We start from the raw sequence: 24,830 nt of genomic DNA on the forward strand, positions 1-24,830 counted from the left end.
AAAAGGGCCCGGATTGACCGGGCCCTTTGTTCAGGCGTCTTCGTCGCTCATGCGATCAGTCGCCGTCGCCATCGTATCCGTCGTCACGGATGTAGCGCGTCTGCGGGGAGTCGTCGTAAACCACCGTACGGGTTTCCACCACGCGACGGGTCACCACTGGCTCATCACGATAGATCACGGTGCGCGGCTCGCGATAAACCGGCTGACCGTAATACACCGGCGCAGGACGCAGGGCGCTGTCGACCAAGCCGATGACCGCACCCGTGACAATGGCGCCGGCGATCCAGCGGCCGCCATTCCAGTGACCGCCACCACGACTGTAACCGCCATGACCGTAATAGCCGCGGCCCTGGTAACTGCCGTGATAGCCGCCGCCGTGATAGCCACCGCCGTAGTAGCCATGGCCCCGCGCTGACGCACTCAGTGGCATCGCCACCGCCGCTGCCACGGCCAGACCGATGAGTGACCACTTGCCCGCACCACTGAAACGTCGATTCATGAGAGTTCTCCGTTGTACGGGTCGAATGCTGGTCGAATTCGGCTTAATGTGAACTGAAGGGTTTACTTTTTGATGCGCGCGGTATCCCAGGGGTTGATGCCCGGATCCGGCTTGCGTCGACGCAGCAGCCAGCAGCCATGGATATCGGTGCGACGCGCGAAGTCGAACGGAATGCTGGGAGCGCTCCAGTCCTCGATCTCGAAATGCTGTTCCAGCGCCGTGCGATCCAGCTTGAAGCGACGGAAGTTGTTGGAAAACACGATGACGCCGTCGCGGGTGAGTCGCTCGTTGCACGCCTCCAGCAGTTTCACGTGATCGCGCTGCACGTCGAAATCTTCGGCGCGCTTGGAGTTGGAGAACGTCGGCGGGTCAACGAAGATCAGGCCGTAGTGGCCACGATCGCGCTGCAGGAATTCCAGCGCGTCGAATTGCATCAGCCGATGGCTGGAGCCGCTGAAACCGTTCAGCGCCAGATTGCGCGAGGCCCATTCCAGATAGGTGGCCGACAGGTCGACACTGGTGGTTTCCAGCGCGCCGCCGGCCGCCGCATGCACGCTGGCAGTGGCGGTGTAGGCAAACAGGTTGAGGAAGCACTTGCCATCGGCCAGTTCGCCCACCTTCGCGCGGACCAGCCGGTGATCGAGGAACAGCCCGGTATCGAGATAGTCGGTGAGGTTGACCAGCAGCTTCAGGCCTTCCTCCTCCACTTCGATGAACTCGTTGCGTTGGTCAAGCTGGCCGTATTTTGAACCGCCCTCGCCGCGCTCGCGGGTCTTCAGCGCGATGCGTTCGCGCGGCACGCCGAGCACTTCGCCTGCCACCCGGGCGATCTCGCGCATGCGCAGGCGCGCCACGTCCGCGGGCACGTCGGCCGGCGCGCGGTATTCCTGGATATGCAGGTGATCATCGCCATGGGTATCGCCATAGACGTCGATGGCGGCGGCGTATTCGGGCAGGTCCTGATCGTAGGCGCGCCAGCAATGAATGCCCTCGCGAGTCAGCCGCTTGCGCAAATGCTTGACGTTCTTTTCCAGCCGGTTCTTCAGCATCTGCGCGCCGGCGGACAGCGGCTTGGGCTCGCGTGGCGCTTCGTCACGCGGCTTCAGGTCGAACGTCAGCAGCACGGTTTCCAGCGCACCGTTGTACAGCGCGTAGCGCTTCTCCGCGTGCAGTTGCATGGCACGACCAAGCTCGACATCCCCGGCCAGCACCGCAGCGCGCCAGCCGCTGAAGCGCGCACGCAAGGCGTCGCCCACGGCGCGATACAGCTTCGGCATCTCGGCCCGGTCGCCAAGGCGTTCGCCGTACGGCGGGTTGGTGATGACCAGTCCGTAATCGATACCCGGCGGCGGTGCCGCGTGGGTCACGTCCTGCTTGTCCAGGGTGAAGAAGCCGGCCACGCCCGCTTCCTGCGCGTTGCGTTTGGCCGTCTGCACCATGCGTGAATCGGCATCGCTGCCGAAGAACACGCTGCGCAGTGCGCGCAGGCCGTTCTCGGCGCGCAACGTGGCCTCGTCCAGCAGGCCGCGCCAGAGCGCGATGTCATGCTGCTGCCAGCCGAGAAAGCCGAAATATTCGCGGCGCAAACCGGGCGCCACGTCCGCCGCCATCAGCGCGCCTTCGATCAGCAGCGTGCCGGAGCCGCACATGGGGTCGAGCAGCGCGCCACCGGCGGCATACACCTCGGGCCAACGGCCACGCAGCAGCATGGCTGCCGCGAGATTCTCCTTCAGTGGCGCCTCGCCTTGCTCCTCACGCCAGCCGCGCCGGTGCAGTGGCGAACCGGCCAGATCCAGTGACACGGTGGCGCGATCACGGCGCAGGCGCAGATTGATGCGGATATCCGGCTCGTCCGTGTCGATACCGGGACGCGACCCGTCGCGCTGGCGGAACTGGTCGACCACCGCGTCCTTGGTGCGCAGCCCGATGAACTGGCTGTGATTGAGCTTGCTCATCGCGGTGCCCGCGTCCACCGCGAAGGTGGCGTGGGCGGCCAGATGCGTGCTCCAGTCGATATCCTGCACGCCGCGATACAGGGCGTCGTCGTCGGCAGCGTCGAACTCGGCCAGCGGCAACAGGATGCGACTGGCCAGACGCGACCACAGGCAGGCCTTGTATGCGGTTTCCAGGGTGCCGGAAAAATGGACGCCAGCCAGCGCCTCGCGCACGTCGGCAGCACCGATCGCCACCAGTTCATCGCGCAGCAGGTATTCCATGCCTTTCGGGCAGGTGGCAAAGAACGAACGCGAAGCGGGCGTGCTCATGCCGCGGCCTGCTGGTCGAGCAACAGGCGGAACTGCGCGCTGATCATGTCCATGCTCGATCCCAGTCGATGGTCGTCGTCCAGCACCAGCAACGGCAGATGCCGCCGCGCGGCGAAGGCATGCACGCCGGCGACCGGACATACGTCGTCGCGCCAGCCGTGCACCAGGACGGTGGGTACGTGAGCGCGCAGGTCGAATTTCCGTGCATAACCGGGAATCTCGCTGGGCGTGGCCAGCAACAGCAGTCCGGCCACCGGCACTTCCAGCGAAACCAGCCCGGAAACAAACGCGCCCATGCTGGAGCCAACCAGCAGTGGCGGTTCGTCCAGCGCTTCGATGGTGGCGCGCAGGCGGGCAATCCGCGGCGCCACCGAATCGGCGTAGCCGCGGCCGTCGTCGCTGCGATAGTCCGGCCGTTGCGTCTGCCAACCCAGCGCTTCGGCCTGCGCGGCCAGCAGGCTGACCTTGGTCGCGTCGGGGCTGGAGTCGGAGCCGTGCGAAAGAATGATCTGGCCGCGCATGGCGGTCTCCATCGAAAGTGCTGAAAGCAAGGCACGCATGGTAACAGGCGGCGTTTCCACCGCGGCCGCGGCACATGCGAAACTGCCTCACATGAGCCTGACCATTCATGACCAGCCACTGCCCTATGTCGACCTGTTGCCCGAGCGCCCTGCCGAGGCGGTCGAGCTGGTGGTGATCCACTGCACCGAACTGCCGGACCTGGCCATGGCTCGGGAGTACGGCGAGCGGGTGCTGCATCCCAGCGGCACCGGCAACAGCGGGCACTACTACGTTGACCGCGACGGTGCGGTCTACCGCTACGTCCCAGGCACCCGCGTGGCGCATCACGTGCGCGGCCACAACCCGAACTCGATCGGCATCGAGCTGGTGAATCTTGGCCGCTATCCGCACTGGTGGGATTCCCGTCACCAGCAAATGAGCGAGCCGTACGCCGAGGCCCAGATCGCCGCGCTCCGTGCCCTGCTGGCCGAGCTCCGGCGTGGCTTTCCGAACCTGCGCCGGATCGCCGGTCATGAGCAGCTGGACACCGCATGGATGGCAGCCAGCGACGACGCCTCGCTGGAAATCCATCGCAAGCTTGACCCCGGCCAGCTCTTTCCCTGGGCCGCCGTGCTCGAGGGCAGCGGCCTGGAGCACGTCCCCACGCCATAGGGCGTCGTGAGGACCGCTATAATGGATGGCTTCGTCCTGTCGAGCCTGCTTCCATGTCACCCAACCACGTCACCGAACTGGTCGAGCTGCTGCAGCTTGAGCGACTGGAAGACAATCTGTTCCGCGGCGAGAGTCGCGATATCGGCACCCGCTTCGTGTTTGGTGGCCAGGTGCTGGGTCAGGCGTTGTCCGCGGCACAGCAGACGGTGGATCCGGCTCGCGAAGCACATTCATTGCACGCCTACTTTCTGCGTGCCGGCGACATCCGCGCGCCGATCGTCTACAGCGTCGAGCGCACCCGTGACGGCGGCACCTTCTCTTCGCGCCGGGTGGTGGCGATCCAGCACGGCCAGCCGATCCTGAATGGCTCGATCTCGTTCCAGATCCCGGAAACCGGCGTGGAACACCAGACCAGCATGCCCGAGGTTCCGGCGCCGGAAGACATCGCGCCGCAACCGCCCCTGCCACCCGACGAGCTGGCACGATTGCCGGTGAAACTGCAGCGCTGGCTGGGCATCGATGGGCCGTTCGAATTCCGCCAGGTGTGGCCGCGGGACGAATTGCATCCGGTCAAGCGTCCGCCGATCCAGCACATCTGGTTTCGGCTGACCTCGCCGATCGAGGATTCCGCGGTGCTGCACCGTGCGCTGCTGGCGTACGCCTCGGACTTCCACCTGATCGGCACAGCCACCTTGCCGCACGGCATTTCCTACATGACCCACAACGTGCAGATGGCCAGTCTCGACCACGCACTGTGGTTCCATCGCCCGTTCCGCGTGGACGAATGGTTGCTGTACACCTTCGACAGCCCCACGGCCCAGGGTGGTCGCGGGCTCGCACGCGGGCAGATTTTCAGTCGGGACGGCCGACTGGTTGCCTCAACCGCGCAGGAAGGACTGATCCGCGTGCGGGGCGACTGATCGCGTAAACTCCTGCCCATGCGCCAGATCTATACCTCCCCCCGCGAGCAAAACATCGACACCGTGGTGGCCCTGATGGCCGAACATGGCATCGAGGCCACCGTGTCCAACCGCTCCAATTACAACCGATCGACCTGGAAGCGCTTCAGCTATACGCAGCGTCAGGATGATCGTGGCAGCTGGCCGCAGGTATGGATCACGCGCGCCGACGACTACACCCGCGCCCGCTCCCTGCTGCGCGACATCGGAATCGAGCCGGTGGTGCGCTACGGCGAGGAGCTGGCCGCCGCGCGCAACCCCACCGCGGCCGACCGACGCGGCCACACGGTTGCCCGCGTGCGTCGCATCGTGTTGCTGGTGGTTCTGGGTGTGGTGGCAATGGCGATGCTGCGCTATCTGCACGTGTTTTGAGCCCTTCACGCAGAACGCATCTGATCGCAGCTTAGAATCGGCTCATGCGCCGATCCGACCCCGTCCGACTGTTCCAGACGCTGCCCCATGGCTGCGGCTACTACGCCGATCGCACGGCGCAAAATCTTGTGCTCGATCCGGCAGCACCCAACCTGGACCAGCTGTATGGACCCGCGCTCGAACGCGGCTTCCGTCGGGCCGGCGGTCATCTGTACTACCCGAACTGCGCCGGCTGCCGAGCCTGCACCCCGTGTCGCGTGGATGTGACGAATTTCCAGCCGGACCGCAGCCAGCGCCGCTGCCTTGCGCGCAACACCGACATCGTCATCACCGAATGCATTCCCGGTTACAACCGCGAACGCCATGCGCTTTATGAGCGCTATCTGCACGGCCGCCATGCGGGCGGCGGCATGGATGACGCCGAGGCCAGCGACTTTCGGCGCTTCCTGACCGCACCGTGGAGCCCCACCCTGTTCATGGAGCTGCGCGCAGGCACGCGCTTGCTCGCGGTGGCCGTTACCGACGTCTGCCTAAACGGCGTATCCGCCGTCTACACCTTCTACGACCCTGACGAGAGCGCTCGCGGCCTGGGCTCCTTCGCGATCCTGCAGCAGGTGGCGCTGGCGCGGCGCCGGCGCATCCCGTGGCTGTACCTGGGGTTCTGGATCGACGGCCACCCGAAGATGGATTACAAGCGGCGCTTCAAGCCGCTGCAGATCCGCACCGAGAACGGTTGGGTGGCAGCGCCATAGGTGGCAACGAGCGATCCGCTCATCGCAACCCTTCAAGGATGCACCACTGGTTTGACCACCTCCAATTCCCACAGGAAGTAGATCTTCTTTTTGCCGCGACCTGGCTCAGGTTTGCCGCGCAACCTGCGCGACAAGCTCCGCAGCTGACGCGAAAGATTCTTCAGCACGCGATGTCCGGATCGACTGGATCGGTTTTCGGGTGACCCCGCGATCGCACTGTAAACATCGTGGATGTGCACCCATTCCGCGCGCACCACTTCGAACTGGCCTTGAAAACCGTACATGCGGCCGGGCGGCTGTTCGCCACAGAAATATTTGTGGGTTTTGTCGGTGATGATATTGACATGGGTAGGATCAACGAAGGCTTCGGGATTCGGAAACGCCGGCGTCACCGCGTAAAACCGTCCGCCAGGCACCAACACACGCCAGATTTCCTGCATCAACCGCACGAACGGAAACAGCGTGTCGCGACCATCGGCCGTAGCGAGCACGCGCGGTATGTGCTCGATGAAATCGTAGGCGGAGATCGATGCAAAGCTGTCATCCGCAAAAGGGATCGGTTCCAGCATCAGATTCGCGACGCGGTGCTCGAAATTGGCCGCGCTCGGCGGCGGGCGAATATCGACGCCGTACAGCTCGCCGCGGCCGTAGGGATTACGCGGAAACTTGCCGCAACCTAGATCGAGATGGCAATCCGATGCGTTCATGGGCATCGCACCTCGGGCACTGCCGGATACGGAAACAACTTCTCCAGCGGGATCGACAAACCGTCGTCGCCGACCACGCGGCAATGCGTGCGATTGAGTTGGCGCGGTTCGCTGACGCCGCAGCTGTGCGCAATGATGCCGACCTCGTGCATCACGTTCTTCGCATAATGGAACACCCGCTCGGTCTTGTCGGTCACCACCAGGCCGCGCTGCAGCTTCGGGTTCTGCGTGGTGATGCCGGTGGGACAGGTATTGCGATTGCACTGCAGCGACTGGATGCAGCCCAGCGCCAGCATGAAACCGCGGGCGGAGTTGACGAAGTCCGCACCGATCGACAACGCCCACGCCACGTCATAAGCGGTGATGCACTTGCCTGAGCAGACCACCTTGATGCGCTCGCGCAGGCCCTTGACGATCAGCATGTCGATCAGCGCGGGCAGGGCCTCGTGCAAGGGCAGTCCCACGCCTTCCATCAGCGTCTGCGGGGCCGCGCCGGTACCGCCCTCGGAACCATCGACGATGATGAAATCCGGCGCGCTTTCGATGCCGCGCCGATGCACTTCCTCACACAGTTCGCCAATCCATTCCGCGCCACCCAGCACCGCCTTGAAACCTACCGGCTTGCCGGTCAGCTCGCGGATATGGGCGATGCTGTCCATCAATTGCGAGACATTGGCAATGTCGAGGTGACGATTCGGGCTCTGCGAATCCTCACCCACCGGAATGCCGCGAATCGCGGCAATCTCGGCGGTGACCTTGGCGCCCGGCAACAGGCCACCCATGCCCGGCTTGGCGCCCTGGCCCAGCTTGATGCTGACCATCTTCACCTGCTGGTGCGCGCAGATCGCCAGCAGTTTCTCGTCATCGAGCTTGCCGTCGGGCGTGCGCACGCCGTACTTGGCCGTGCCGATCTCGAAGATGATGTCGCAGCCGCCTTCCAGGTGATACGGCGCCAGGCCGCCTTCGCCGGTATCCATCCAGATGCCGGCCTTGGCCGCGCCCATCGACAGCGCACGCACGGCCGGCGCCGACAGCGCGCCGAAACTCATCGCCGAGATGTTGAAGAACGCCGCGTGACTGTAGGGCTGGCGCGCGTAGGGACCGATCGTCACCGGTACCGGCTCGACGTGATCGGTCTCCAACGCCGGGAACGGTGCGTTGACAAAGAACGGCACGCCTTCGGCACGCAGGTCGCGACTGGAACCGAATGCATTGGTGTTGTCCACATTCTTCGCGGCGCGATAAACCCAGGTGCGCTGCGCGCGGTTGAACGGCATTTCCTCGCGGTCGCTGGAGTAGAGGTATTGCCGGAAGAACTCACCCAGATGCAGGAACCAGTAGCGGAAATGCCCGATGACCGGGAAGTTGCGCAATACCGCATTGCCGGTCTGGTTGCGATCGACCACCCAGGTCGCCAGCAACACCATCACCGCCAGGGCCAAAATCAGAAGGCCCAGCGTGGTGACCAACTCGACCAGCACCACCAGCCAGTGCGCGAATCCCTCGGTTTCCATCCTCACCTCTCCTCGATCATGGGTTCGCCAACGACGGCGAGCAACGCGATTCGACACCGTCGATTGATAGACGAAAGCCTATCGCATCAGGTCGACATGCGGCGGGGTTACAACTCGATGCGCAACTGCCCGGCCGCACGCACCGCTTTCGCCACAGCCTCGTCCAGCGTGGCGGCCCGCGCCAGCGTCACCGCCATGCGCCGTCGTCCTTTGACCGCCGGCTTGCCGAACAGGCGCAGTTGCGTATCCGGCTCCGCCAGCGCGGCGGCCACACCGTGATAGCGCGGACCGGCGCCGTCGCCTTCGACCAGTACCGCGCACGAGGCGGACGGACCGTATTGATGGATCACCGGAATCGGCAAACCCAGAATGGCCCGCACGTGCAGCGAAAATTCCGAAAATTCCTGCGAGATCAGCGTCACCAGCCCGGTGTCATGCGGCCGGGGACTGACTTCGGAAAAGATCACCCGATCACCCTTGATGAAGAACTCCACGCCGAAAACACCCCAGCCACCCAGTGCGCCGGTCACGGCGGCGGCCTGGCGCCGGGCTTCGACCAAGGCCGCCTCGCTCATCGGCTGGGGCTGCCATGACTCCCGGTAGTCGCCATCCTCTTGGCGATGACCGATCGGCGCGCAGAAGCTCACGCCATCCACATGCCGCACGGTCAGCAGGGTGATCTCGTAGTCAAAGTCGACAAAACCCTCGACGATCACGCGGCCCTTGCCGGCGCGCCCGCCAGACTGCGCATAGTCCCAGGCATGCTGCAGCTCATCTTCACTGCGCACCACGCTCTGGCCCTTGCCCGAAGAGCTCATCACCGGCTTGATCACGAACGGATAGCCGATGGCCGCTGCTGCGTCGCGATACTGCGATTCGTCGTCGCAAAAACGATAGGGCGACGTCGGCAGGCCCAGTTCCTCGGCCGCAAGCCGGCGGATGCCTTCACGATCCATCGTCAGCCACGCCGCGCGGGCGGTCGGAATCACCCGTTGCCCCGCCTTCTCCAGTTCGATCAGCGTCGGCGTGTGAATCGCCTCGATCTCCGGCACGACCAGGTCCGGCTTTTCCAGCTTGATCACCGCACGCAGGGCGTCGCCGTCCAGCATGTCGATGACATGGCTGCGGTGAGCCACCTGCATCGCCGGCGCATCCGCATAGCGGTCCACCGCAATCACCTCCACCGCGTAGCGTTGCAACTCGATCGCCACCTCCTTGCCCAGTTCCCCGGCACCAAGCAGCAAGACGCGCAGCGCGCGGTCGGAATGAGGGGTGCCGAAGGGCTTCATCGGGTTCTCCGCAGCAGGCAAACCGGCATTGTATGCGGGCCTGAAGCGATGCGAAGCCGCACCAGGCAACGGCCCCACGAGAGGTTCTTGAATTAGATATCATTTTGATATCTAATTTTCCCACCTCAGGGAGATTCGTCATGAATGAACGCACTGGTTTTTCCGTCGCCGGCATTCCCTTCGTCGGGGTATGCCTGCTGCTTGGCGCGATCGGCGCAGGGCTGGTGATTTCCGCCATCCACGGCCATCCGGACGCGCCGCCGCCATCGCAGATTTTCGCCGGCGTGATCCTGCTGGCTGTCGACGCTTTCCTGTTGAAGGGGTTTTTCCAGGTTGCTCCGAATGAAGGCCAGGTGCTGCAGTTGTTCGGCAAATACGCCGGCTCGGTGCGCCACGAAGGGCTGCGCTGGACCAACCCGTTCTACAGCCGCCAGCGCCTGTCGCTGCGCGTGCGCAACTTCGAAAGCGGCAAACTGAAGGTCAACGACAACGACGGCAATCCGATCGAGATCGGCGCCGTGGTGGTGTGGCAGGTGCTGGATACCGCCGAAGCGGTGTTCTGCGTGGACGACTACGAGAATTACGTGCATATCCAGAGCGAGTCAGCCTTGCGGCAGATGGCGCAAAGCTATCCCTACGATGCCCATGACGACGGCAAACCGTCCTTGCGCAGCCACGGCGACGTGATCAATTCGCACTTGCGTGACGAAATCCAGACGCGCCTCGGCAAGGCGGGCGTGGAAGTGGTGGAAGCTCGCATCAGCCATCTCGCCTACGCCCAGGAAATCGCCCAGGCGATGCTGCAGCGCCAGCAGGCCGGCGCGATCATCGCCGCGCGCACCAAGATCGTCGAGGGCGCGGTGAGCATGGTCGAAATGGCTCTGGAACAACTCAGCCAGCGCGGCGTGGTGAACCTGGACGAGGAACGCAAGGCGGCGATGGTCAGCAACCTGCTGGTGGTGCTGTGCGGGGAACGCGGTACGCAGCCGGTACTGAACACCGGCACGCTGTACTGACGCGGCCTGATGGCAGCCGACAAAAAAGCCTATCCACTGCGCATCAGCGCCAGCGTGCTGGACGCCATGCAACGCTGGTCGGACGACGAGTTGCGCAGCGTCAACGCGCAGATCGAGTATGTGCTGCGCGATGCGTTGCGCAAAGCTGGCCGATTGAAACCCGGCAAGCAGGAACCCGTGGCGGATGACGACCACCAGTAATCTCATCGAAGGGAGAAAGTCATGCTGAAGCTTGCTGCATCCATCGCCGTCATTCTTGGCCTCGGCATCGGCTTGGCTCATGCCGCGGAAAGTCCCTGCCAGGCCACCTCCGGCCGCATGCTGGACCATCTCGACCAAGGCGATTACAACGGTGCCACCACGGACTTCAACGACCGGATGAAGGCTGCGCTCAGTGCCGACCGACTGAGCCAGCTGTGGGCGACGACGACACAGAAGTTCGGTGCCCGTGGCGGGCGTGATCCGGCCCGGCTGAGTCAGGTGAAGGGTTACGACGTGGTGACTACCTCGATGCACTTCGGCCCGCACCTGATCGACGCACGCGTGGTCTGCGACCCGGACGGCAAGGTTGCCGGCTTCTTCATCAAGCCTCTGGATTGAGCCATGAACATGCCCTCGCCCGAGCTGCCCAGACACGGGCCACACCTGAAACTGGCACTTCTGCTCGGCGGCGCCGGCGCGCTGGCCACGCTGGCATTGATGCCGTACATGGTCGCCTTGCTGCCGCAGAAGTTCGCCGCGCTGTCGCTCCCGCTTCCAGCGATCGCCGCGATCCAGGCAGTGCAGGTCGGCGTGTTCTGCTGGCTGCTGGCCTGGCTGGGTTTGTATCTGGGTGCACCGTATCGCCTCGACGCGCCATGGCTGCGGGCATGGGTCTATCGACTCCCGCACCCGGCGGCAGCCCCGTCGCGCTGGTGGCTGGTAGCGCTGCTGGGGGTATTGGCAGCACTCGCGGTCACCGGCATCTCATTGCCTGGCCCCCATCCGGTGGCCGCGCACGGCGCCGGTATTGATGCGGCCTGGCGCGGTCTGCTCGCCTCTTTCTATGGCGGCATCGTGGAAGAGGTGGAGACCCGCTTGCTGCTGGTCAGCGCGCTGGTCTGGCTACTGGCGCGTTGCAACCATCGCGTGGCGCGCCCGTGGATGTTCGTGCTGGCGATCATCGTGGCCGCGCTGCTCTTTGGTGCCGGGCACCTGCCGGCCGCCTTCGGCGCCGGCCTGGCCGGGACGCCGCTGTTGATTGCACGGATCGTGCTGCTCAACGCCGTGGTGGCCGTGATCTTCGGTGGCATTTTCTGGAAGTACGGCCTGGAACACGCCATGCTCGCCCACTTCTGTGCCGACCTGGTGCTGCATGTCGCCCTGCCCCTGACGGGTCTGAGCTAGCGCGCTTCCAGTGCCACCTCTCGCAACTCGGGCAATTCGAGCAGACGAACCCGCGGGTGTTGCTCCCCCCGGACGTACAGCCATTTGCCCTGCGCCATGATCGAGCGCACGAAGGGCAAACCATCGGCGGCGCCCAGCCGCTTGAGCGGGCGGCCGTCCAGCGCGTCATAGACCACCAGCTCTCGCGTGGATGGATCGACCACCAGCAACCAGTCGTGCCGTGCATCCTGCCAGTGCACCAGTTCACCCACCGTCCGTTGCGGCTGGTCCGTGCCGGGCGCAGGCCACCCGAACGCCAGACCGATCACTGCTAGCGCAACGAGCGGGAAGGCAAAACGTGGCCATCGTCGCCGAAGCGAATCGGGCCATCCGGTAACAGCCCACGGGGCAGCAAGATCATGGCTGGTGTCCATGCCGGCATGGTCGCGCACCGGCATGACCGCCGGGTGACATCCGCAAGACTCAGACGTTGCGCGTGCGCAGGGTCCATCCAAGCGCCAACCACCCGGTGACGAGTGCCAATCCGCCGAACGGCGTGATCACGCCGCACCAGCGCGGCGCGCCCAGCGCCAGTGCATAAAGACTGCCACTGAACAGGACCATGCCGGCAACAAAAGCCCATTGGGCGATCCTGCCGCTGCGGCCCTGCCCCAGGCCGACCGCCAGGACCAGCGCCAGCGCGTGCCACGCGTGGTAATTCACCGCCGTATGCCAAAGCTCGGTACTGCGAGCATCGAACACACCGCGCAACGCATGGGCACCGAACGCACCCAGCAGTACCGCACTGGCGCCGGCCAAGCCGACCATCAAGGCGGTGCGGGTAGAGACGTTTTGTCGCATGGCGTGCCTGATCCCCGACGCAACGAACCCGACCGCGCGGCCGGTGTCGTATGCTTGAAAAGATGAAGATCAGGAATTCTCGCATGAACCCCTTGCGCCGGCTGTGCGCACCGCTGCTGATGGTGCTGGTGGCTTGCCTGCTGGTGGGCGGTTGCCACCGTGGTGAACCACTGCCGTTTCGCCTGACCAATATCAGCGGGCACATGCCCGATCTCGACTTCAAGTTGACCGACGACAACGGCAAGGCCGTCACCGGCGCGGATTATCGCGGCAAGGTGGTGCTGCTGTACTTCGGCTATACCCACTGCCCTGACGTCTGCCCGCTGACCCTGGCCCAGCTGCACGTGGTGATGCAACGTCTGGGTCCGCTCGCGGACGACGCACGGATCCTGTTCGTCAGCGTCGATCCGGCGCGCGACACGCCCGCGGTCATGCACGCCTACGTCAATGCCTTCGACAAGCGGGCGGTTGGACTGGTCGGTGACGCACGCAGCGTCGAGGCACTGAGCAAACGCTATCGTTCGGCGTTCACCCGCGAACCGGGCGATGCCGACGGCAATTATGAAGTGAGCCACAGCTCGGCCATTTATGTGTTCGATCGGGATGGCCATGCACGCGTGCTGGCCACGCCGTCCGCATCGCGCGACGACCTCGTCCACGATCTGCACCTGCTGTTGGATACGGGAGCCAACGGATGAAATTTTCCAAGCTGTCACTGTTGCTTGCCGGCCTGATGCTGGCCGGCGGCGCCCATGCCGCCGATGCCGACCATATCCACGCCAGCCATGCCTGGATTCGCGTACTTCCCGGCAGTTTGCCGGCTGGCGCCTATGTCACGCTGGAAAATGACAGCGCCCAGCCGATTGCGCTGAGCGGCGCCAGCAGCACCCTCTACGCCGAAGCCATGTTGCATTTGAGCTCGACGGCCGGTGGCGTCAGTCGCATGAGCACGGTCGACTCACTGCAAGTGCCTGCCCACGGCAAGGCCGAACTGGCCCCCGCGGGTTACCACTTGATGCTGATGCAGCCCAGGCAGCCGGTGAAGCCGGGCGACACCGTGACACTGACCCTGAAGTTTGCCGACGGCAGCACGCTGGCCACCGATTTCATTGCACGGCCGGCGAACGCGCTGGACGCTGGCGATGATGCCATGCCGGGCATGGACCACGGATCGATGCCGCACGACCACGGCCACTGAGCCTCCGCCGCGAACCCGCCCGACCCTTTTCATCGTTTGTCGTCGTGCCACGGGCAAGGCGCTGGCGCGCGCGGCTCAGTCCGGCGAAGCGATGTGGATGGCCGCCGCATGCCGCACCGGAGACGGGCGTGGCAGCCTGCGCGGCAGTCGACCATTGCGGGACAGGCGCAACCAGAGCCGCAGTGCCATCAGGCCACCGATCGACTCGACCAGCGCTGACGGCACCCAGATGATCACGCCGCCGATCAACTGCCCGGTGAGCACGTTGAACGTGAATGCCCGCCCGCAAATCTCGAAGATCGGGTAGAGGTCGGTCTTGGAAAACGTGACGATCGCCCCGGCCACGATTTGCGGCGTCATGGTGATCGCCGGCGACAGCACGCGCAGGCCCGCGGTCATCCGGCCGGGTGGGTGCGGACGGTGATCGAGCACCAGCGACCAATACGCAAAGCCGCTGACCAGCATGCTCCAGTTCATGAAGCGATAGATGCGCCAGTCCAGCATCGCCAGCGTCTGCATGGACGGAATCAACCAGACCAGGATGAACGCGATGAACAGCAGCGTCGCGACCGTCGGGTTCCACAGCACGCCAAACACCAGCCGCCAGGGCCAGGAGCGCTGCAACGGCCGCAGCACGCGCACCCGCCACGCCAAAGGCAGGCCGGCACGCAACACGCTGGACGGATACGCCGCGACGATCAGCAGCGGCGCGATGTGGTGCAGCAGCAATTGCTGGAGCCGATGCATGAAGAACTCGTGCTCGGCGTAATAGTCCAGATAAGTGTGCAGCGACAGGTAGATGATCGCCATGCCGGACCAGAACGCCAACTTGCTGCTGAAGCGCACCGGCAGTCGCCGGCAACCGCGCAGGTACAGCACGCTGGTCACCACGAAGCACGTGAGCAGCACCCACGAGAACTCCCACGGCACGATCCATTTCAACAAGGTTGCGCTCACTGCACCGACACTTCTTTCTGCACCGGCAGCCGCCGGCGACCTCCCAGCTTAACGCTGCGGGGGCATGGAGTCAGCCGCGGCCGCACTCCGCCGTTGCGGCAGATTGCCGCTTTCACTGGCGGCGCCGCCCATGGCGCCCCCGGCGCCAGCCGTACAACAGGCCGAACAACACCACCAATCCGGGAATCGCCACGATATTGATGACCTTGAGCCGCAGACCCAGCGCATCGATCTCCGCATTGAGCTGGTGTTGCACGTCGCGCAATTCCTTGTTGATTTCCAGCTGGCGCTGGCGGAACTGCTCGATCTCCCGCCGCTGCTCGGCCGTGGCCGTGCTGCCATGACTGCCCTTGGCCGGCTGCAACTCATCCAGCCGACGCCGGGTGTCAGCCAGTTCCTTTTCCAGCTCCTGTTCTTTCTGCAGGAATTTCTGATCGGCCACGTTGCGCAAGGCCTGCACCCGGGTGAATGGACGCTGCGACGTGGAGCGACCACGGATGGACAGCAACGCGGAAGATCCGCTGAGGTTGTCGACCAGGTTGGTCACCAGATCTCCATTGTTGGCGAAGATCCGCATCATCGTCTGGCCGAGCATGGTTTGCGGCTCGACCCAGAGGCGGTCGCTCAACAGGTCGGTGTCGGCCACCAGGATCACTTCGGCGTTGTCGCCCGAATGCGCGCGATGCCCGGGCATGGCCGCTCGCTCCGGAAACGCGCTGTCGAAACTGCCATGCAGGCGCGCGGCAAGCACGTAATGGGCGTTGTCCGGGGTGTAGTTCTGCAACAACGCCGTCGGCTCATTGCTGGCGTCCAGCACGCGCTGGGTAGGCACCACCTCGGCCTCGGCACTGCTCTGCAGCAGCGGGATCAGCCGCGCATGCGCATCCGGCGCCAGGTCAAAGAAGCCCACGGTGGACACATTGATCCGTTGCAGGCTGGCGGTCACCGCATCATTCCGGTTCAGCTCCTGCGGGCCGAGATCCAGCATCGCCGGGTGATTGAGACTGCTGCCCGCCAGTTCAATCTGCAGTGCGCGAGCCCGGTCGAGCACCACCTTGTGCGGGTCGTACACCACCCCCCACGCCTTGAACAACCGCGGCAGGTCCGACGCATGATCGGGGAAGGTGATGCTGTTCGGTCCGTATGGCGAGGTGTCCAGTTCGGCATCCGGATCGACAAACACCACCAGGTGTCCGCCACCCAGCACATATTGATCGATCGCGTATTGCGCATCCGGCGTCAACTGCTTCGGGTGGATCAGCAGCAGGACCTTGATGTGGTCATCGATTTTCTTCAGCGATGCCGGATCGATCGTCTTCAGATCAAACAGCTGGCCGAGTTGCTGAAACACGCTCCAAGGCTGTTCGCTGAGCACAGGATTGCCTTCCACCGGCAACGAACTGATCAAGCCGACCTGAGGCTTGCTGGTCTGATTCAACTCGTAAACCAGTTTGGCGATGTCGTACTCGAGAAAGGATTCGCGGGAAGGATCGAAGAAGGCGATCGACAGCGTTTTTTCCGGCACGCGGTCATCATTGGTGTCGCTGTCGACGCTGCCGGACATGGCACTGCCGGCCAGGCCGAAGAACACCCGCTCACCATTGCTGCCGCCGTTCGCCGCAGTCAGGCCGCTGCCCTCGGCACTCGCCTCATCGTCGGAATACGGCACCGGGTCGATGATCTGCAGTCGGATATGGCCGTGCGAACGCGCCACCATTTCCTGCAGCATCTCGCGCACCCGCTGCTCGTAGCTGCGCAATTGCGGCAGGTCGCGGGTCGCGTGTTCGGAGAAATACAGGGTCAGTCGCAGTGGCCGCTGCAAGCCGTCGACGATGTGCAGGGTGCCGGGCGTCAGCGTGTAGAGCTGGTCCGTGGTCAGGTCGACGCGCGACGCATGCAGCCAGCGACTGCTGGCCACGATCAGCGGCACGAACACCAGCACCAGCATCACGAGTGCGATATAGAGAATGCCGCGCCGGGTCAGCCGCAAGGGCGTGGAAAGCACTCGTTGGATTCGCGAATCGGCCATGGTGTCAGCGGGTCCGTTTCAGATCGAGCAACAACACGCCGCCAATCAGCCAGCCAAGGGTGCTCAACAGGAAATACAGCAGGTCGCGGATATCCAGCACACCACGCGAAATCGCCTCGAAGTGGCGCAGCATGGACAAATGGGCCACGGCATTGATCAGCTTGCGTGGAAAGGTACCGGAGAAGAAATCCACCACCTGCGGCTGGCCAATCAGGATCAGCAACACGCAGACCAGCGCCGTCAGGATGAAGGCCACCACCTGGCTGCGGGTCAGTGCGGACATGCAGGCGCCGATCGCGACGAAGCTTCCGGCCATCAACCAGCTGCCAAGATAGCCCGCCAGGATGATGCCGTTGTCGGGCGACCCGAGGTAATTGACCGTGATCCACACGGGAAAGGTGAGCGCCAGCGCCAATCCCATGAACAGCCATGCCGCCAGGAATTTCCCGAGCATCGCCTGCCACAGCGTCAGCGGCAGAGTGAGCAGCAGTTCAAGCGTGCCACCCTTGGTCTCTTCGGCCCACATGCGCATGGTGATCGCCGGCACCAGGATCAGATACAGCCAGGGATGCATCACGAAGAACGGCTGCAGGTCGGCCTGGCCGCGTTCGTAAAAGTCACCCGCATAGAACGTGAGAATGCCGGTGAGCACGAGAAAGATCACCAGGAACACGTAGGCGACCGGCGTGACGAAATAGCTGCGCAGTTCGCGTCGCAGCACCGCATTGACCGGGCTCACGCGTGACTCCCGGCAACGCTGACGGCGGTGGTGATCTGCCGAAACACTTCGTCCAGTCGGCCGCGCTCCAGCTGTATCTCGGAGACTTCCAGGCCCTGCTCGCGCAGCAATGTTTCCACCGGCTCCAGAATGCGCTCGCCGGCTTTCGGAAACACGGTGATGCGTCCATCCAGCGGATCGACCTCGATCGAGGCCACCTGGGGCAGACGCCCCAGCATTTCCTGCGACATGCCGCTGCCTGGCGCGCTGAACGATACCGCGCCGTGATAACGCGAGCGTGCTTCCAGCTCCGCCGGCGTGGCGTCAGCCAGCAATTTGCCGCGCGCGATGATCACCACCCGGTTGCACAGCGCGTGGACCTCTTCCAGCAGGTGGGTGGAGATCAGGATGGTTCGGTCGCGTGCCATCACGTCGATCAACTGGCGCACCGCATGTTTCTGATTCGGATCCAGACCGTCGGTGGGTTCGTCCAGCATCAGCACCGGCGGATCATGCAGGATCGCCTGGGCCAGCCCGACCCGTCGACGCAAGCCCTTGGACAAGGTATCGATGCCCAGCTCCAGCACTTCTTCCAGCTGCAACTGCTGCACCACGGCTTCGAAGCGGCGATATCCGGTTTCCGCCTTGAGCCCGCGCATGCGCACGATGAAGTGGAGGAATTCCCGCACGGTCATCTCGCCGTAACTCGGTGCCCCTTCCGGCAGGTAGCCCAACGCCCGCTTCGCCTTCAGCGGCTCCCGACTGACGTCGTGACCGCAGACTCGCGCGCTGCCCGAGGTGGGCACCAGAAATCCGGCAATCATGCGCATCGCGGTGGATTTGCCGGCGCCGTTCGGGCCCAGCAGACCCAGTACCTGACCGGGCTCGACGCGGATGCTCAGCGCGTCCACTGCGGTGAGATGGCCATAGCATCGGGTGAGCTGGTCGGTTTCGATCATGTCCGCTGATGGATTGAGGAAGGTCGTCGCGGCCGGTCGGACGCTGGTCAGGCCATGGCGCGGACTGTGCAATGTACCGCAAGCGAACCGTCACGAGCCAAAAGAAAAAGGCCCCTCCATGACGGAAGGGCCTTTCTGTACGGCGGAAGGTCGCGAGAACGGAGCTTATTTGCCCGCGCTGGCAGCCTCAGCCGGCGCGGCGGCGGTGCTTGCCGGGGCCGGAGCCGAACTGCCCGCAGCTGGCGCCGCGGTGTCGTCCAGGCTCGGCGGCTGCAGACCGGCTTCCTGCTCCGGGGTCTTCTCCGGCGCATTGGTGATCGGCAGATACACGTCGTATTTCGCGTAGGTGGTGATGTTGCCGCCGGCGTCTTTCACTTCCGGAGTGGCAATCTTGTCGTACGGACGGTTGACGACTTCGTCGTACTTGTAACCGTGGGTCTGCGCATAAGCCTTCAGCATTTCGCGGGTCTGCGGCACGCCGGCGAAGGTGCCGTTCCACACACCCTTGAGCGCTGCGCCACCGAATGCCAGGGCGGCACGCACGTTGCCATCCACCACTAGGCGACCGTAGCGATCGCGGCTGCCGGCGGCCAACGCGCTGTCAGCTGCAGCGGCGGCGCTGCTGGCCTCGGCGGGGTCGGCGGAAGTATCCAGCGACGGCGGGGTAGCCGCGGTGAGTTGCTCACTCTGGCCATTCACGGTCAGCGTACTGCTGTCGATCGGGAAGGCCACATCGAAGGTGTAGGTCTGGTCGCCATAGTTGGTGGTGATCAGGATGCGCGAGCCGACGATGTTCACGCCGAGCTTCTTGGCGGTCGCCTGGACCTCGGTGGTCGCCTTGGCCACGGCATCGTCCAGCCCTTCCAGGCCGTCCTTGCGCTGGATCGAGCTGGATACCAGCAGCACCGGAGTGGGCTGGGTCTGCTCGATGTACGGAATGAGCTGGCTGTAGTCGATGTTCGGCACGCCGGCCAGCACGTTCTGCAGATTGTTCAGGCTGAACTGGATGAAGGAGTCCGGGTCGCCATGGATGTAGAGGTTGGCGAAGCGGTTGACCAGATTCCAGCCGTAGGACACGTCATACGACCAGGTCACCTGGGTGAGCTGACCGCGGTTGCCCTGACGCTCCAGATCCAGCGTGAAGTGCTTGTCCAGGCCGCGCCAGTCGTTGTCCAGGTTCCAGACGATGCTGGCACTCTTGGTGTTGCCGTCGATCTGGTCAAACTCGGGCGTGGCGCTGGCGATGGTCAGGCCACCATTGCCCAGTTTGGCGTCGGTCGAGGTCCAGCTGATTTCCGAGCCCGGGCCGTAGGCCTTGCCGGAGAGGCTGAACTTGACGTTGGGATCGAGCGAACGCAGTACCGAGTAGTCCGGCAGGCGACGGTAGTTGTCGAGCACGTCATAGACCTGACGCATGTCCTTGCCAATGACCAGCTGGCGTTCCACATGGCCGCTGCCGGGCATGACCACAGCCGCCAGGACACCGATAACCGCAACGATGACCAGGGCAACAAGAAATTCAAAGACACGCATCATTCCAGAGTTCTCCGAAGCGTCTTTACGCCATACCTAGATAGTGTTGCCCCGGCCTTCCGCACGGGCCCGCCCTTCGGTGGGGGCCGAGGGCCATGGCAGGGGGTCGGCAATTGCCGAAGTTACGGATGTTACTTGCTCAGAGGCTCGAACGCTATCTGCCTGAAAGGTCGTTTTTCAGGGCTGGAAAACCGCCCTCCCGAGTCGCCGAAATCGCCTGTTTGCAAGGTCCCGGCCCGGTCAGGCATCACACAATGCCCATTTCAAGCGCTTTCAGCACCGCCCGGGTCCGGTCGCGCACGCCCAGCTTGGAGAGGATGTTGGAAACGTGGTTCTTCACCGTACCCTCGGCGACCTTGAGCGAATTGGCGATCTCCTTGTTGCTGTAACCGCCGGACAGCAGCCGAAGGATCTCGGTTTCGCGCTCGGTCAGCGGGTCCGGCTGCTCGAGGCTGGTGAAGTTGTTCTGCATCCGGGAGACCCCGGCCATCAGCCGCTGGGTCACCATGGGTGCGACCAGCGAGCCACCCGCGGCGACCGTGCGAACCGCCTCGACCAGCTGCTCCAGCGAAACGTCCTTCAACAGGTAGCCGCGGGCGCCGGCCTTGAGGCCCTGCAGCACAAGTTGGTCGTCGTCGAAGGTGGTAAGGATGATCGTGGGCGGCAGCTCATTGCGGGCGGAGAGCGCCTGCAGCACTTCCAGCCCGCTCATGTTCGGCATGCGCAGGTCCAGCAGCACCACGTCGGGCTTGATCCGCGGAATATCCTGCACGGCCTGCGCACCATCGGCGCACTCGGCCACCACGCGGATATCTTCGGCCAGATCCAGCAGCGAGCGAACGCCCTGGCGAACCAGATTCTGGTCGTCGACGAGACAAACGGAAATCATCGCGGATCCTCGGGAAAACATGGATTGATGACGTGATGCTCGCAGCTGGCACGGCAAGCCGCTGCCAACGCCGACGCACTTTCGCATCCCGGCGCCGACTGCACAGATTACGACACATTGAGCGCAGGTGGCTCAAGCCGGATGGGCGCATGGGCCAACGCAGGGTGTTCGCCCAGTGGCAACCGCACGGTCAGGGCAAAGCCCTGGCCTGCCCCGCTGTCCAGGGTCAGGCTGCCACCGAACTCGATCAGGCGCTCGCGCATGCCCGACAGGCCGTTGCCCGGCGCGACGTTCTCGGCACCGCGGCCATCGTCGCGCGCGTGCAGGCCGATCAGATCTTCCCCGGCATAGGCAAAGTTCAACCACAGATTGCGTGCGCCGGCATGACGTGCGGCATTGGTGATGATTTCCTGCGCGCAGCGCAGCAGCACCTGGGCCAGGCGCGGGTCTTCCACGCTGAAGCGCGGCGGCATCACCACGTGCACCTGCAGGCCAGGCACACCCTCGGCCAGCCCGCGCAGGGCCTGGGTCAGGTCGATCGCGTCGTCCTGACGCAACTCGCTGACCACCTCGCGCACGTCCGCCAACAGCAGTTTTGCCGTGCTTTGCGCCTTGCGCACGTGCGCACCGGCGGCTTCGTTGGTGAGATGGCTGGCCACTTCCAGATTCAGACTCAACGCAGTCAGATGGTGCCCGATCAGGTCATGCAGGTCGCGCGCAATGCGCATGCGCTCGGCGATGCGGCTGGATTCGGCCAGCAAGGCACGAGTAGCGCGCAACTCGGAGTTGAGTCGCCGTTGCACGTCGCGCTGCTCGGCCTGCTGGCTGGCCACCATCGATACAGTGAAGGCAAGTACCGACAGACCCTCGAAAAGAAAGGTCTGCAGAATCGCCAACTGCACGCTGTAGTCCGGAAAACTGCTGAAAACCATCACCAACCCAACATTTTGCAGCAGTATGCATAGCACGCCCACCCAAGTCGGCAGCACCCACGGCAAAACCATGGCGATCACCACCATCAGCATCGCGGACAGACCGCTGTGGCTGTACCAACCGACTGCCATCGCCGTGGCCGTCATCACCGCCAGCCCGGTCAGTTTCAGCAGCAGGTGGCGCCGTGACCCCAGGTTGCCGGTGATCAGCCAGTACATCAGGCCGAACACCAAGTAGCAAAGTGTCCACAGCAACAGCGCGAAGTTGGCGCTGTGCAGCGGGTTCAGAGCGGATACGCGCTCGGCCGCCCAACTGGTAACGAGTGGTGAGCCCATCGACAGGTACGTAAAGAAGCCTGCGTACCGAAGCAGTCGGATATGGTTGAAGTATGGCCAGCGCATCCTCGCATCATTGGCCGCGCGGGCGATTCGCGCAATGCGCGAGAAGTCATGCCCAGCCGGCGGAATCGCGCCGTTTTACGAAGCTTTTACATGTGCCATTGCGAGATGTACCCGCCCCGGGCGCATGTCATAATGGGACCTTGTGCAAGACCGCGGATCGGCCTTGTCCCCCAAATCCACCCTTGCGGAGCAACGAATGGCCCTTGCCATCCGCGACGTGCGCGAGCACGACCTGGATGCCGTACTGGCGCTCAACAACGCTGCCGGTCGCTCCATCCTCGCCCTCGACGCTGCACAGTTGCGCTACTTCCACGAGCACGCCGAGTACTTCCGCGTGGCCGAAATCGATGGCCAGCTTGCCGGTTTCCTGATTGCCCTGCGCGAAGGCGGCAATTACGAAAGTCCGAACTACCGCTGGTTCGCCGAACATTACCCGCAGTTCCTGTACATCGACCGCATCGTGATCGCGAACGCCTACCGTCGCCACGGCCTGGGTCGCATCTTCTATTGCGACGTGCACAGCTATGCCGAAGTGCGCGTGCCACTGCTTACCTGCGAGGTGTTCCTGGAACCGCGCGACGACGTGGTGGTGCTGTTCCATGGCACCTACGGTTTCCAGGAAGTCGGTCAGCAGCGCATGGGCGACCACGGTCCGCAAGTCAGCCTGCTGGCGCGCGACCTGCCCAGCTACGCCTACGTGCGTGACACCTGGCTGGAACGCGGCGGCCTTCCCGATGTGCCGTGGCTGGCCGAGCGTGACCGCCCGGACCCGATTGAACCCCATCCACGGCGACTCGCCGGGGAGCACCGCGCATGAATGCCAGCATGGATGTCGCCGACGCCTGCGACCTGCGTTTCGGCCAGGTCGGCATTGCCTGCGTGCGCGTGCGCCGCGTCGATGCCGCCGCCTTGTGCGACGAGCTGGAGCGCCGCGTGCGCGCCGCGCCCCAAATGTTTGCCCGCGCCGCCGTGGTGCTCGACCTGAGCCACCTGCTTGAGCTGCCCGATGACGGCACCGTCGACGCGTTGCTCGAAGCGGTGCGCAGCGCCGGCATGCTGCCGGTGGGGCTGGCCTACGGCACCGCCGAAACCGAAGCGCTGGCCAAGCGCATGGGCCTGCCACTGATCGCCAAGTTCCGGGCTGCCTACGAGCCGGCCCAGGGCGCGCCCGTCGCCGCCGAGCCGGCTCCCCGCGCCGCGCCGGCCCCGGCCGTGCAACGCGAACCGATCCTGTCGACCCCGGCCGCCGGCAGCGTGCTCGGCGCACAGCAGCATGTCGGCTCCGTGCGCTCGGGCCAACAGGTCTATGCGCGCGAACGCGACCTGATCGTCACCGGCGCCGTCGCCAACGGCGCCGAGGTCATCGCCGATGGCAACATCCACATTTACGGCGGCTTGCGTGGTCGCGCCATGGCCGGCGCGCAGGGCGACGAAAAGGCACGCATCTTCGTTTCCGACTTCCGCGCCGAACTGGTGGCGATCGCCGGGCAATATCGCGTGTTCGAACAGATTCCTGACGACCTCGAGGGCCAGTCCGTGCAATGCTGGCTCGATGGCGAAAAACTGATGATCGCCAAGCTGTGATCACCCACAACAAAAACAAACATGCGGAGATGGGCCCTTGACTGCTGAGATTATCGTTGTCACCTCCGGCAAAGGCGGCGTCGGCAAGACGACGACCAGCGCCTCCCTCGCCACCGGCCTGGCCATGGCCGGCAAGAAAGTCGCCGTGATCGACTTCGACGTCGGCCTGCGCAACCTCGACCTGATCATGGGTTGCGAACGGCGCGTGGTGTACGACTTCGTCAATGTCGTGCACGGCGAAGCCACGCTGAAGCAGTCGCTGATCAAGGACAAGCGCTACGACAACCTCTACGTGCTGGCGGCCAGCCAGACCCGCGACAAGGATGCACTGACCCTGGAAGGCGTCGAGAAAGTGCTCGACGGCCTGTCCGCGGACGGCTTCGATTACGTGGTATGCGACTCGCCGGCCGGCATCGAGAAGGGCGCCCACCTGGCGATGTATTTCGCCGACCACGCGGTGGTGGTGGTCAATCCGGAAGTTTCCTCGGTGCGTGACTCCGACCGTATCCTGGGCCTGCTTGCCAGCAAGACCCGGCGCGCCGAGAAAGGCGAGCCGCCGATCACCCAGCACCTGCTGCTGACCCGCTACAACCCGGCCCGCGTCGCCATTGGTGAAATGCTCAGCGTGAAGGATGTCGAGGAAATTCTCGGTATCCAGGTGGTTGGCGTGATCCCCGAATCGGAGAACGTGCTGACCGCCTCCAACAACGGCATCCCGGTCATCGTGGACGCCAATTCACTGGCCGGCCAGGCTTATGGCGACACCGTCGCCCGCATCCTTGGTGAGGAGCGCCCGCTCCGCTTCATCGACGTGCCCAAGAAGGGCTTTCTCCAGCGCGTGTTCGGAGGTTGATCACG

Annotated in this window: 28 protein-coding genes; 13 read left to right on the forward strand and 15 right to left on the reverse strand. The window is 64.3% G+C overall.

The annotated features are described in order from the left end of the window. Positions 1 to 55: 55 nt before the first annotated feature. From ACVWWQ_RS04820 to ACVWWQ_RS04830, 3 genes are all read right to left on the reverse strand, one after another. Positions 56 to 499 (reverse strand): hypothetical protein, encoded by a 444-nt coding sequence (locus ACVWWQ_RS04820; RefSeq protein ID WP_133949551.1) that lies wholly within the window; start codon positions 497 to 499, stop codon positions 56 to 58. A 62-nt stretch (positions 500 to 561) separates the two neighbouring features. Then, on the reverse strand, positions 562 to 2,763 hold the full coding sequence (rlmKL, locus tag ACVWWQ_RS04825; RefSeq protein WP_133949549.1) for a bifunctional 23S rRNA (guanine(2069)-N(7))-methyltransferase RlmK/23S rRNA (guanine(2445)-N(2))-methyltransferase RlmL: 2,202 nt from the start codon (positions 2,761 to 2,763) through the stop codon (positions 562 to 564). Beyond that, positions 2,760 to 3,284, reverse strand: coding sequence for an alpha/beta family hydrolase (locus tag ACVWWQ_RS04830; RefSeq protein ID WP_133949547.1), 525 nt, complete (start codon positions 3,282 to 3,284; stop codon positions 2,760 to 2,762). Before ACVWWQ_RS04830 ends, rlmKL begins: the two co-directional genes overlap by 4 nt. A gap of 91 nt (positions 3,285 to 3,375) precedes the next feature. Between ACVWWQ_RS04830 and ACVWWQ_RS04835 the strand changes: the two genes are divergently transcribed. The 4 genes from ACVWWQ_RS04835 to ACVWWQ_RS04850 are packed head-to-tail and all read left to right on the forward strand — an operon-like array spanning position 3,376 to position 6,019. Continuing rightward, positions 3,376 to 3,936 (forward strand): N-acetylmuramoyl-L-alanine amidase, encoded by a 561-nt coding sequence (locus ACVWWQ_RS04835; protein WP_133949545.1) that lies wholly within the window; start codon positions 3,376 to 3,378, stop codon positions 3,934 to 3,936. Positions 3,937 to 3,989: 53 nt separating this feature from the next. Next, positions 3,990 to 4,856 carry an acyl-CoA thioesterase gene (locus ACVWWQ_RS04840; RefSeq protein ID WP_099651658.1) on the forward strand — a complete coding sequence of 289 codons (867 nt, stop codon included), beginning with the start codon at positions 3,990 to 3,992 and terminating at the stop codon, positions 4,854 to 4,856. 18 nt (positions 4,857 to 4,874) lie between these two features. Further along, entirely contained in the window at positions 4,875 to 5,267 is a 393-nt protein-coding gene (locus ACVWWQ_RS04845; protein ID WP_133949543.1) for a hypothetical protein, read from the forward strand. A gap of 44 nt (positions 5,268 to 5,311) precedes the next feature. Continuing rightward, positions 5,312 to 6,019, forward strand: coding sequence for an arginyltransferase (locus ACVWWQ_RS04850; protein WP_099651656.1), 708 nt, complete (start codon positions 5,312 to 5,314; stop codon positions 6,017 to 6,019). 32 nt (positions 6,020 to 6,051) lie between these two features. Here ACVWWQ_RS04850 and ACVWWQ_RS04855 read toward each other — a convergent pair whose 3' ends face one another. The 3 genes from ACVWWQ_RS04855 to purT all read right to left on the reverse strand — a co-directional run bounded on the left by ACVWWQ_RS04855 (position 6,052) and on the right by purT (position 9,529). Continuing rightward, positions 6,052 to 6,726 carry a methyltransferase domain-containing protein gene (locus tag ACVWWQ_RS04855; RefSeq protein ID WP_166669732.1) on the reverse strand — a complete coding sequence of 225 codons (675 nt, stop codon included), beginning with the start codon at positions 6,724 to 6,726 and terminating at the stop codon, positions 6,052 to 6,054. After that, positions 6,723 to 8,240, reverse strand: coding sequence for an FMN-binding glutamate synthase family protein (locus ACVWWQ_RS04860; protein ID WP_133949539.1), 1,518 nt, complete (start codon positions 8,238 to 8,240; stop codon positions 6,723 to 6,725). The genes ACVWWQ_RS04855 and ACVWWQ_RS04860 overlap by 4 nt, the downstream gene beginning before the upstream one ends. Before the next feature lie 107 nt (positions 8,241 to 8,347). Beyond that, complete coding sequence (gene purT / locus ACVWWQ_RS04865; protein ID WP_133949537.1) at positions 8,348 to 9,529, reverse strand: formate-dependent phosphoribosylglycinamide formyltransferase; 1,182 nt, start codon at positions 9,527 to 9,529, stop codon at positions 8,348 to 8,350. A 140-nt stretch (positions 9,530 to 9,669) separates the two neighbouring features. Here purT and ACVWWQ_RS04870 point away from each other — a divergent pair, with 140 nt between their 5' ends. Genes ACVWWQ_RS04870 through ACVWWQ_RS04885 form a run of 4 tightly spaced genes read left to right on the forward strand, consistent with a single transcriptional unit; the run spans position 9,670 to position 11,931 of the window. Further along, on the forward strand, positions 9,670 to 10,545 hold the full coding sequence (locus ACVWWQ_RS04870; RefSeq protein ID WP_099651652.1) for an SPFH domain-containing protein: 876 nt from the start codon (positions 9,670 to 9,672) through the stop codon (positions 10,543 to 10,545). A 9-nt stretch (positions 10,546 to 10,554) separates the two neighbouring features. Further along, positions 10,555 to 10,746, forward strand: a complete 192-nt coding sequence (locus ACVWWQ_RS04875) for an Arc family DNA binding domain-containing protein (RefSeq protein WP_133949535.1) — start codon at positions 10,555 to 10,557, stop codon at positions 10,744 to 10,746. Positions 10,747 to 10,767: 21 nt separating this feature from the next. Continuing rightward, the gene (locus ACVWWQ_RS04880; protein WP_099651650.1) at positions 10,768 to 11,145 is read left to right on the forward strand and encodes a DUF3887 domain-containing protein; all 378 of its coding nucleotides are present in this window, start codon (positions 10,768 to 10,770) and stop codon (positions 11,143 to 11,145) included. Between the two features lie 3 nt (positions 11,146 to 11,148). Then, positions 11,149 to 11,931 (forward strand): CPBP family glutamic-type intramembrane protease, encoded by a 783-nt coding sequence (locus ACVWWQ_RS04885; protein WP_133949533.1) that lies wholly within the window; start codon positions 11,149 to 11,151, stop codon positions 11,929 to 11,931. Here ACVWWQ_RS04885 and ACVWWQ_RS04890 read toward each other — a convergent pair. Further along, positions 11,928 to 12,182 (reverse strand): hypothetical protein, encoded by a 255-nt coding sequence (locus ACVWWQ_RS04890; protein WP_457383314.1) that lies wholly within the window; start codon positions 12,180 to 12,182, stop codon positions 11,928 to 11,930. The two genes, ACVWWQ_RS04885 and ACVWWQ_RS04890, sit on opposite strands and share 4 nt — an antisense overlap. Before the next feature lie 211 nt (positions 12,183 to 12,393). Further along, positions 12,394 to 12,771, reverse strand: coding sequence for a DUF423 domain-containing protein (locus ACVWWQ_RS04895; RefSeq protein WP_133949531.1), 378 nt, complete (start codon positions 12,769 to 12,771; stop codon positions 12,394 to 12,396). Between the two features lie 83 nt (positions 12,772 to 12,854). On the opposite strand from ACVWWQ_RS04895, the gene ACVWWQ_RS04900 reads away from it, so the two are divergent. Next, a complete protein-coding gene (locus ACVWWQ_RS04900; protein ID WP_099651647.1) occupies positions 12,855 to 13,469 on the forward strand; it encodes an SCO family protein in 615 nt (204 codons plus the stop codon). Continuing rightward, a complete protein-coding gene (locus tag ACVWWQ_RS04905; RefSeq protein WP_133949529.1) occupies positions 13,466 to 13,969 on the forward strand; it encodes a copper chaperone PCu(A)C in 504 nt (167 codons plus the stop codon). The genes ACVWWQ_RS04900 and ACVWWQ_RS04905 overlap by 4 nt, the downstream gene beginning before the upstream one ends. 75 nt (positions 13,970 to 14,044) lie before the next feature. Here ACVWWQ_RS04905 and ACVWWQ_RS04910 read toward each other — a convergent pair whose 3' ends face one another. The 7 genes from ACVWWQ_RS04910 to ACVWWQ_RS04940 form a co-directional block, all read right to left on the reverse strand. Then, positions 14,045 to 14,926: a cytochrome c oxidase assembly protein gene (locus ACVWWQ_RS04910; RefSeq protein ID WP_133949527.1), complete on the reverse strand. Its 882-nt coding sequence runs from the start codon at positions 14,924 to 14,926 to the stop codon at positions 14,045 to 14,047. Between the two features lie 112 nt (positions 14,927 to 15,038). Further along, entirely contained in the window at positions 15,039 to 16,955 is a 1,917-nt protein-coding gene (locus tag ACVWWQ_RS04915; RefSeq protein WP_133949525.1) for a Gldg family protein, read from the reverse strand. Positions 16,956 to 16,959: 4 nt separating this feature from the next. After that, entirely contained in the window at positions 16,960 to 17,694 is a 735-nt protein-coding gene (locus ACVWWQ_RS04920; protein ID WP_099651643.1) for an ABC transporter permease subunit, read from the reverse strand. Further along, positions 17,691 to 18,632 carry an ABC transporter ATP-binding protein gene (locus ACVWWQ_RS04925; RefSeq protein WP_099651642.1) on the reverse strand — a complete coding sequence of 314 codons (942 nt, stop codon included), beginning with the start codon at positions 18,630 to 18,632 and terminating at the stop codon, positions 17,691 to 17,693. The genes ACVWWQ_RS04920 and ACVWWQ_RS04925 overlap by 4 nt, the downstream gene beginning before the upstream one ends. Before the next feature lie 165 nt (positions 18,633 to 18,797). Beyond that, the gene (locus ACVWWQ_RS04930) at positions 18,798 to 20,168 is read right to left on the reverse strand and encodes a polyketide cyclase (protein ID WP_099651641.1); all 1,371 of its coding nucleotides are present in this window, start codon (positions 20,166 to 20,168) and stop codon (positions 18,798 to 18,800) included. A 244-nt stretch (positions 20,169 to 20,412) separates the two neighbouring features. Continuing rightward, positions 20,413 to 21,054: a response regulator gene (locus tag ACVWWQ_RS04935; protein ID WP_007806385.1), complete on the reverse strand. Its 642-nt coding sequence runs from the start codon at positions 21,052 to 21,054 to the stop codon at positions 20,413 to 20,415. Positions 21,055 to 21,161: 107 nt separating this feature from the next. Beyond that, entirely contained in the window at positions 21,162 to 22,388 is a 1,227-nt protein-coding gene (locus tag ACVWWQ_RS04940; protein WP_133949523.1) for a sensor histidine kinase, read from the reverse strand. Between the two features lie 196 nt (positions 22,389 to 22,584). On the opposite strand from ACVWWQ_RS04940, the gene ACVWWQ_RS04945 reads away from it, so the two are divergent. Genes ACVWWQ_RS04945 through minD form a run of 3 tightly spaced genes read left to right on the forward strand, consistent with a single transcriptional unit; the run spans position 22,585 to position 24,825 of the window. Beyond that, on the forward strand, positions 22,585 to 23,205 hold the full coding sequence (locus tag ACVWWQ_RS04945) for a GNAT family N-acetyltransferase (RefSeq protein WP_133949521.1): 621 nt from the start codon (positions 22,585 to 22,587) through the stop codon (positions 23,203 to 23,205). Next, a complete protein-coding gene (minC, locus tag ACVWWQ_RS04950; protein ID WP_133949519.1) occupies positions 23,202 to 23,972 on the forward strand; it encodes a septum site-determining protein MinC in 771 nt (256 codons plus the stop codon). Before ACVWWQ_RS04945 ends, minC begins: the two co-directional genes overlap by 4 nt. Before the next feature lie 37 nt (positions 23,973 to 24,009). Beyond that, positions 24,010 to 24,825, forward strand: coding sequence for a septum site-determining protein MinD (gene minD / locus ACVWWQ_RS04955; RefSeq protein ID WP_133949517.1), 816 nt, complete (start codon positions 24,010 to 24,012; stop codon positions 24,823 to 24,825). Positions 24,826 to 24,830: the final 5 nt, after the last annotated feature.

This window comes from Rhodanobacter sp. TND4EL1, assembly GCF_054061035.1.

Bases quoted from the DNA above. Each gene is read 5' to 3' on its own strand.
- ACVWWQ_RS04820 (WP_133949551.1), bottom strand. From the start codon at position 499: ATGAATCGACGTTTCAGTGGTGCGGGCAAGTGGTCACTCATCGGTCTG.
- rlmKL (WP_133949549.1), bottom strand. From the start codon at position 2,763: ATGAGCACGCCCGCTTCGCGTTCGTTCTTTGCCACCTGCCCGAAAGGC.
- ACVWWQ_RS04830 (WP_133949547.1), bottom strand. From the start codon at position 3,284: ATGCGCGGCCAGATCATTCTTTCGCACGGCTCCGACTCCAGCCCCGAC.
- ACVWWQ_RS04835 (WP_133949545.1), top strand. From the start codon at position 3,376: ATGAGCCTGACCATTCATGACCAGCCACTGCCCTATGTCGACCTGTTG.
- ACVWWQ_RS04840 (WP_099651658.1), top strand. From the start codon at position 3,990: ATGTCACCCAACCACGTCACCGAACTGGTCGAGCTGCTGCAGCTTGAG.
- ACVWWQ_RS04845 (WP_133949543.1), top strand. From the start codon at position 4,875: ATGCGCCAGATCTATACCTCCCCCCGCGAGCAAAACATCGACACCGTG.
- ACVWWQ_RS04850 (WP_099651656.1), top strand. From the start codon at position 5,312: ATGCGCCGATCCGACCCCGTCCGACTGTTCCAGACGCTGCCCCATGGC.
- ACVWWQ_RS04855 (WP_166669732.1), bottom strand. From the start codon at position 6,726: ATGAACGCATCGGATTGCCATCTCGATCTAGGTTGCGGCAAGTTTCCG.
- ACVWWQ_RS04860 (WP_133949539.1), bottom strand. From the start codon at position 8,240: ATGGAAACCGAGGGATTCGCGCACTGGCTGGTGGTGCTGGTCGAGTTG.
- purT (WP_133949537.1), bottom strand. From the start codon at position 9,529: ATGAAGCCCTTCGGCACCCCTCATTCCGACCGCGCGCTGCGCGTCTTG.
- ACVWWQ_RS04870 (WP_099651652.1), top strand. From the start codon at position 9,670: ATGAATGAACGCACTGGTTTTTCCGTCGCCGGCATTCCCTTCGTCGGG.
- ACVWWQ_RS04875 (WP_133949535.1), top strand. From the start codon at position 10,555: ATGGCAGCCGACAAAAAAGCCTATCCACTGCGCATCAGCGCCAGCGTG.
- ACVWWQ_RS04880 (WP_099651650.1), top strand. From the start codon at position 10,768: ATGCTGAAGCTTGCTGCATCCATCGCCGTCATTCTTGGCCTCGGCATC.
- ACVWWQ_RS04885 (WP_133949533.1), top strand. From the start codon at position 11,149: ATGAACATGCCCTCGCCCGAGCTGCCCAGACACGGGCCACACCTGAAA.
- ACVWWQ_RS04895 (WP_133949531.1), bottom strand. From the start codon at position 12,771: ATGCGACAAAACGTCTCTACCCGCACCGCCTTGATGGTCGGCTTGGCC.
- ACVWWQ_RS04900 (WP_099651647.1), top strand. From the start codon at position 12,855: ATGAACCCCTTGCGCCGGCTGTGCGCACCGCTGCTGATGGTGCTGGTG.
- ACVWWQ_RS04905 (WP_133949529.1), top strand. From the start codon at position 13,466: ATGAAATTTTCCAAGCTGTCACTGTTGCTTGCCGGCCTGATGCTGGCC.
- ACVWWQ_RS04915 (WP_133949525.1), bottom strand. From the start codon at position 16,955: ATGGCCGATTCGCGAATCCAACGAGTGCTTTCCACGCCCTTGCGGCTG.
- ACVWWQ_RS04925 (WP_099651642.1), bottom strand. From the start codon at position 18,632: ATGATCGAAACCGACCAGCTCACCCGATGCTATGGCCATCTCACCGCA.
- ACVWWQ_RS04930 (WP_099651641.1), bottom strand. From the start codon at position 20,168: ATGATGCGTGTCTTTGAATTTCTTGTTGCCCTGGTCATCGTTGCGGTT.
- ACVWWQ_RS04935 (WP_007806385.1), bottom strand. From the start codon at position 21,054: ATGATTTCCGTTTGTCTCGTCGACGACCAGAATCTGGTTCGCCAGGGC.
- ACVWWQ_RS04940 (WP_133949523.1), bottom strand. From the start codon at position 22,388: ATGCGCTGGCCATACTTCAACCATATCCGACTGCTTCGGTACGCAGGC.
- ACVWWQ_RS04945 (WP_133949521.1), top strand. From the start codon at position 22,585: ATGGCCCTTGCCATCCGCGACGTGCGCGAGCACGACCTGGATGCCGTA.
- minC (WP_133949519.1), top strand. From the start codon at position 23,202: ATGAATGCCAGCATGGATGTCGCCGACGCCTGCGACCTGCGTTTCGGC.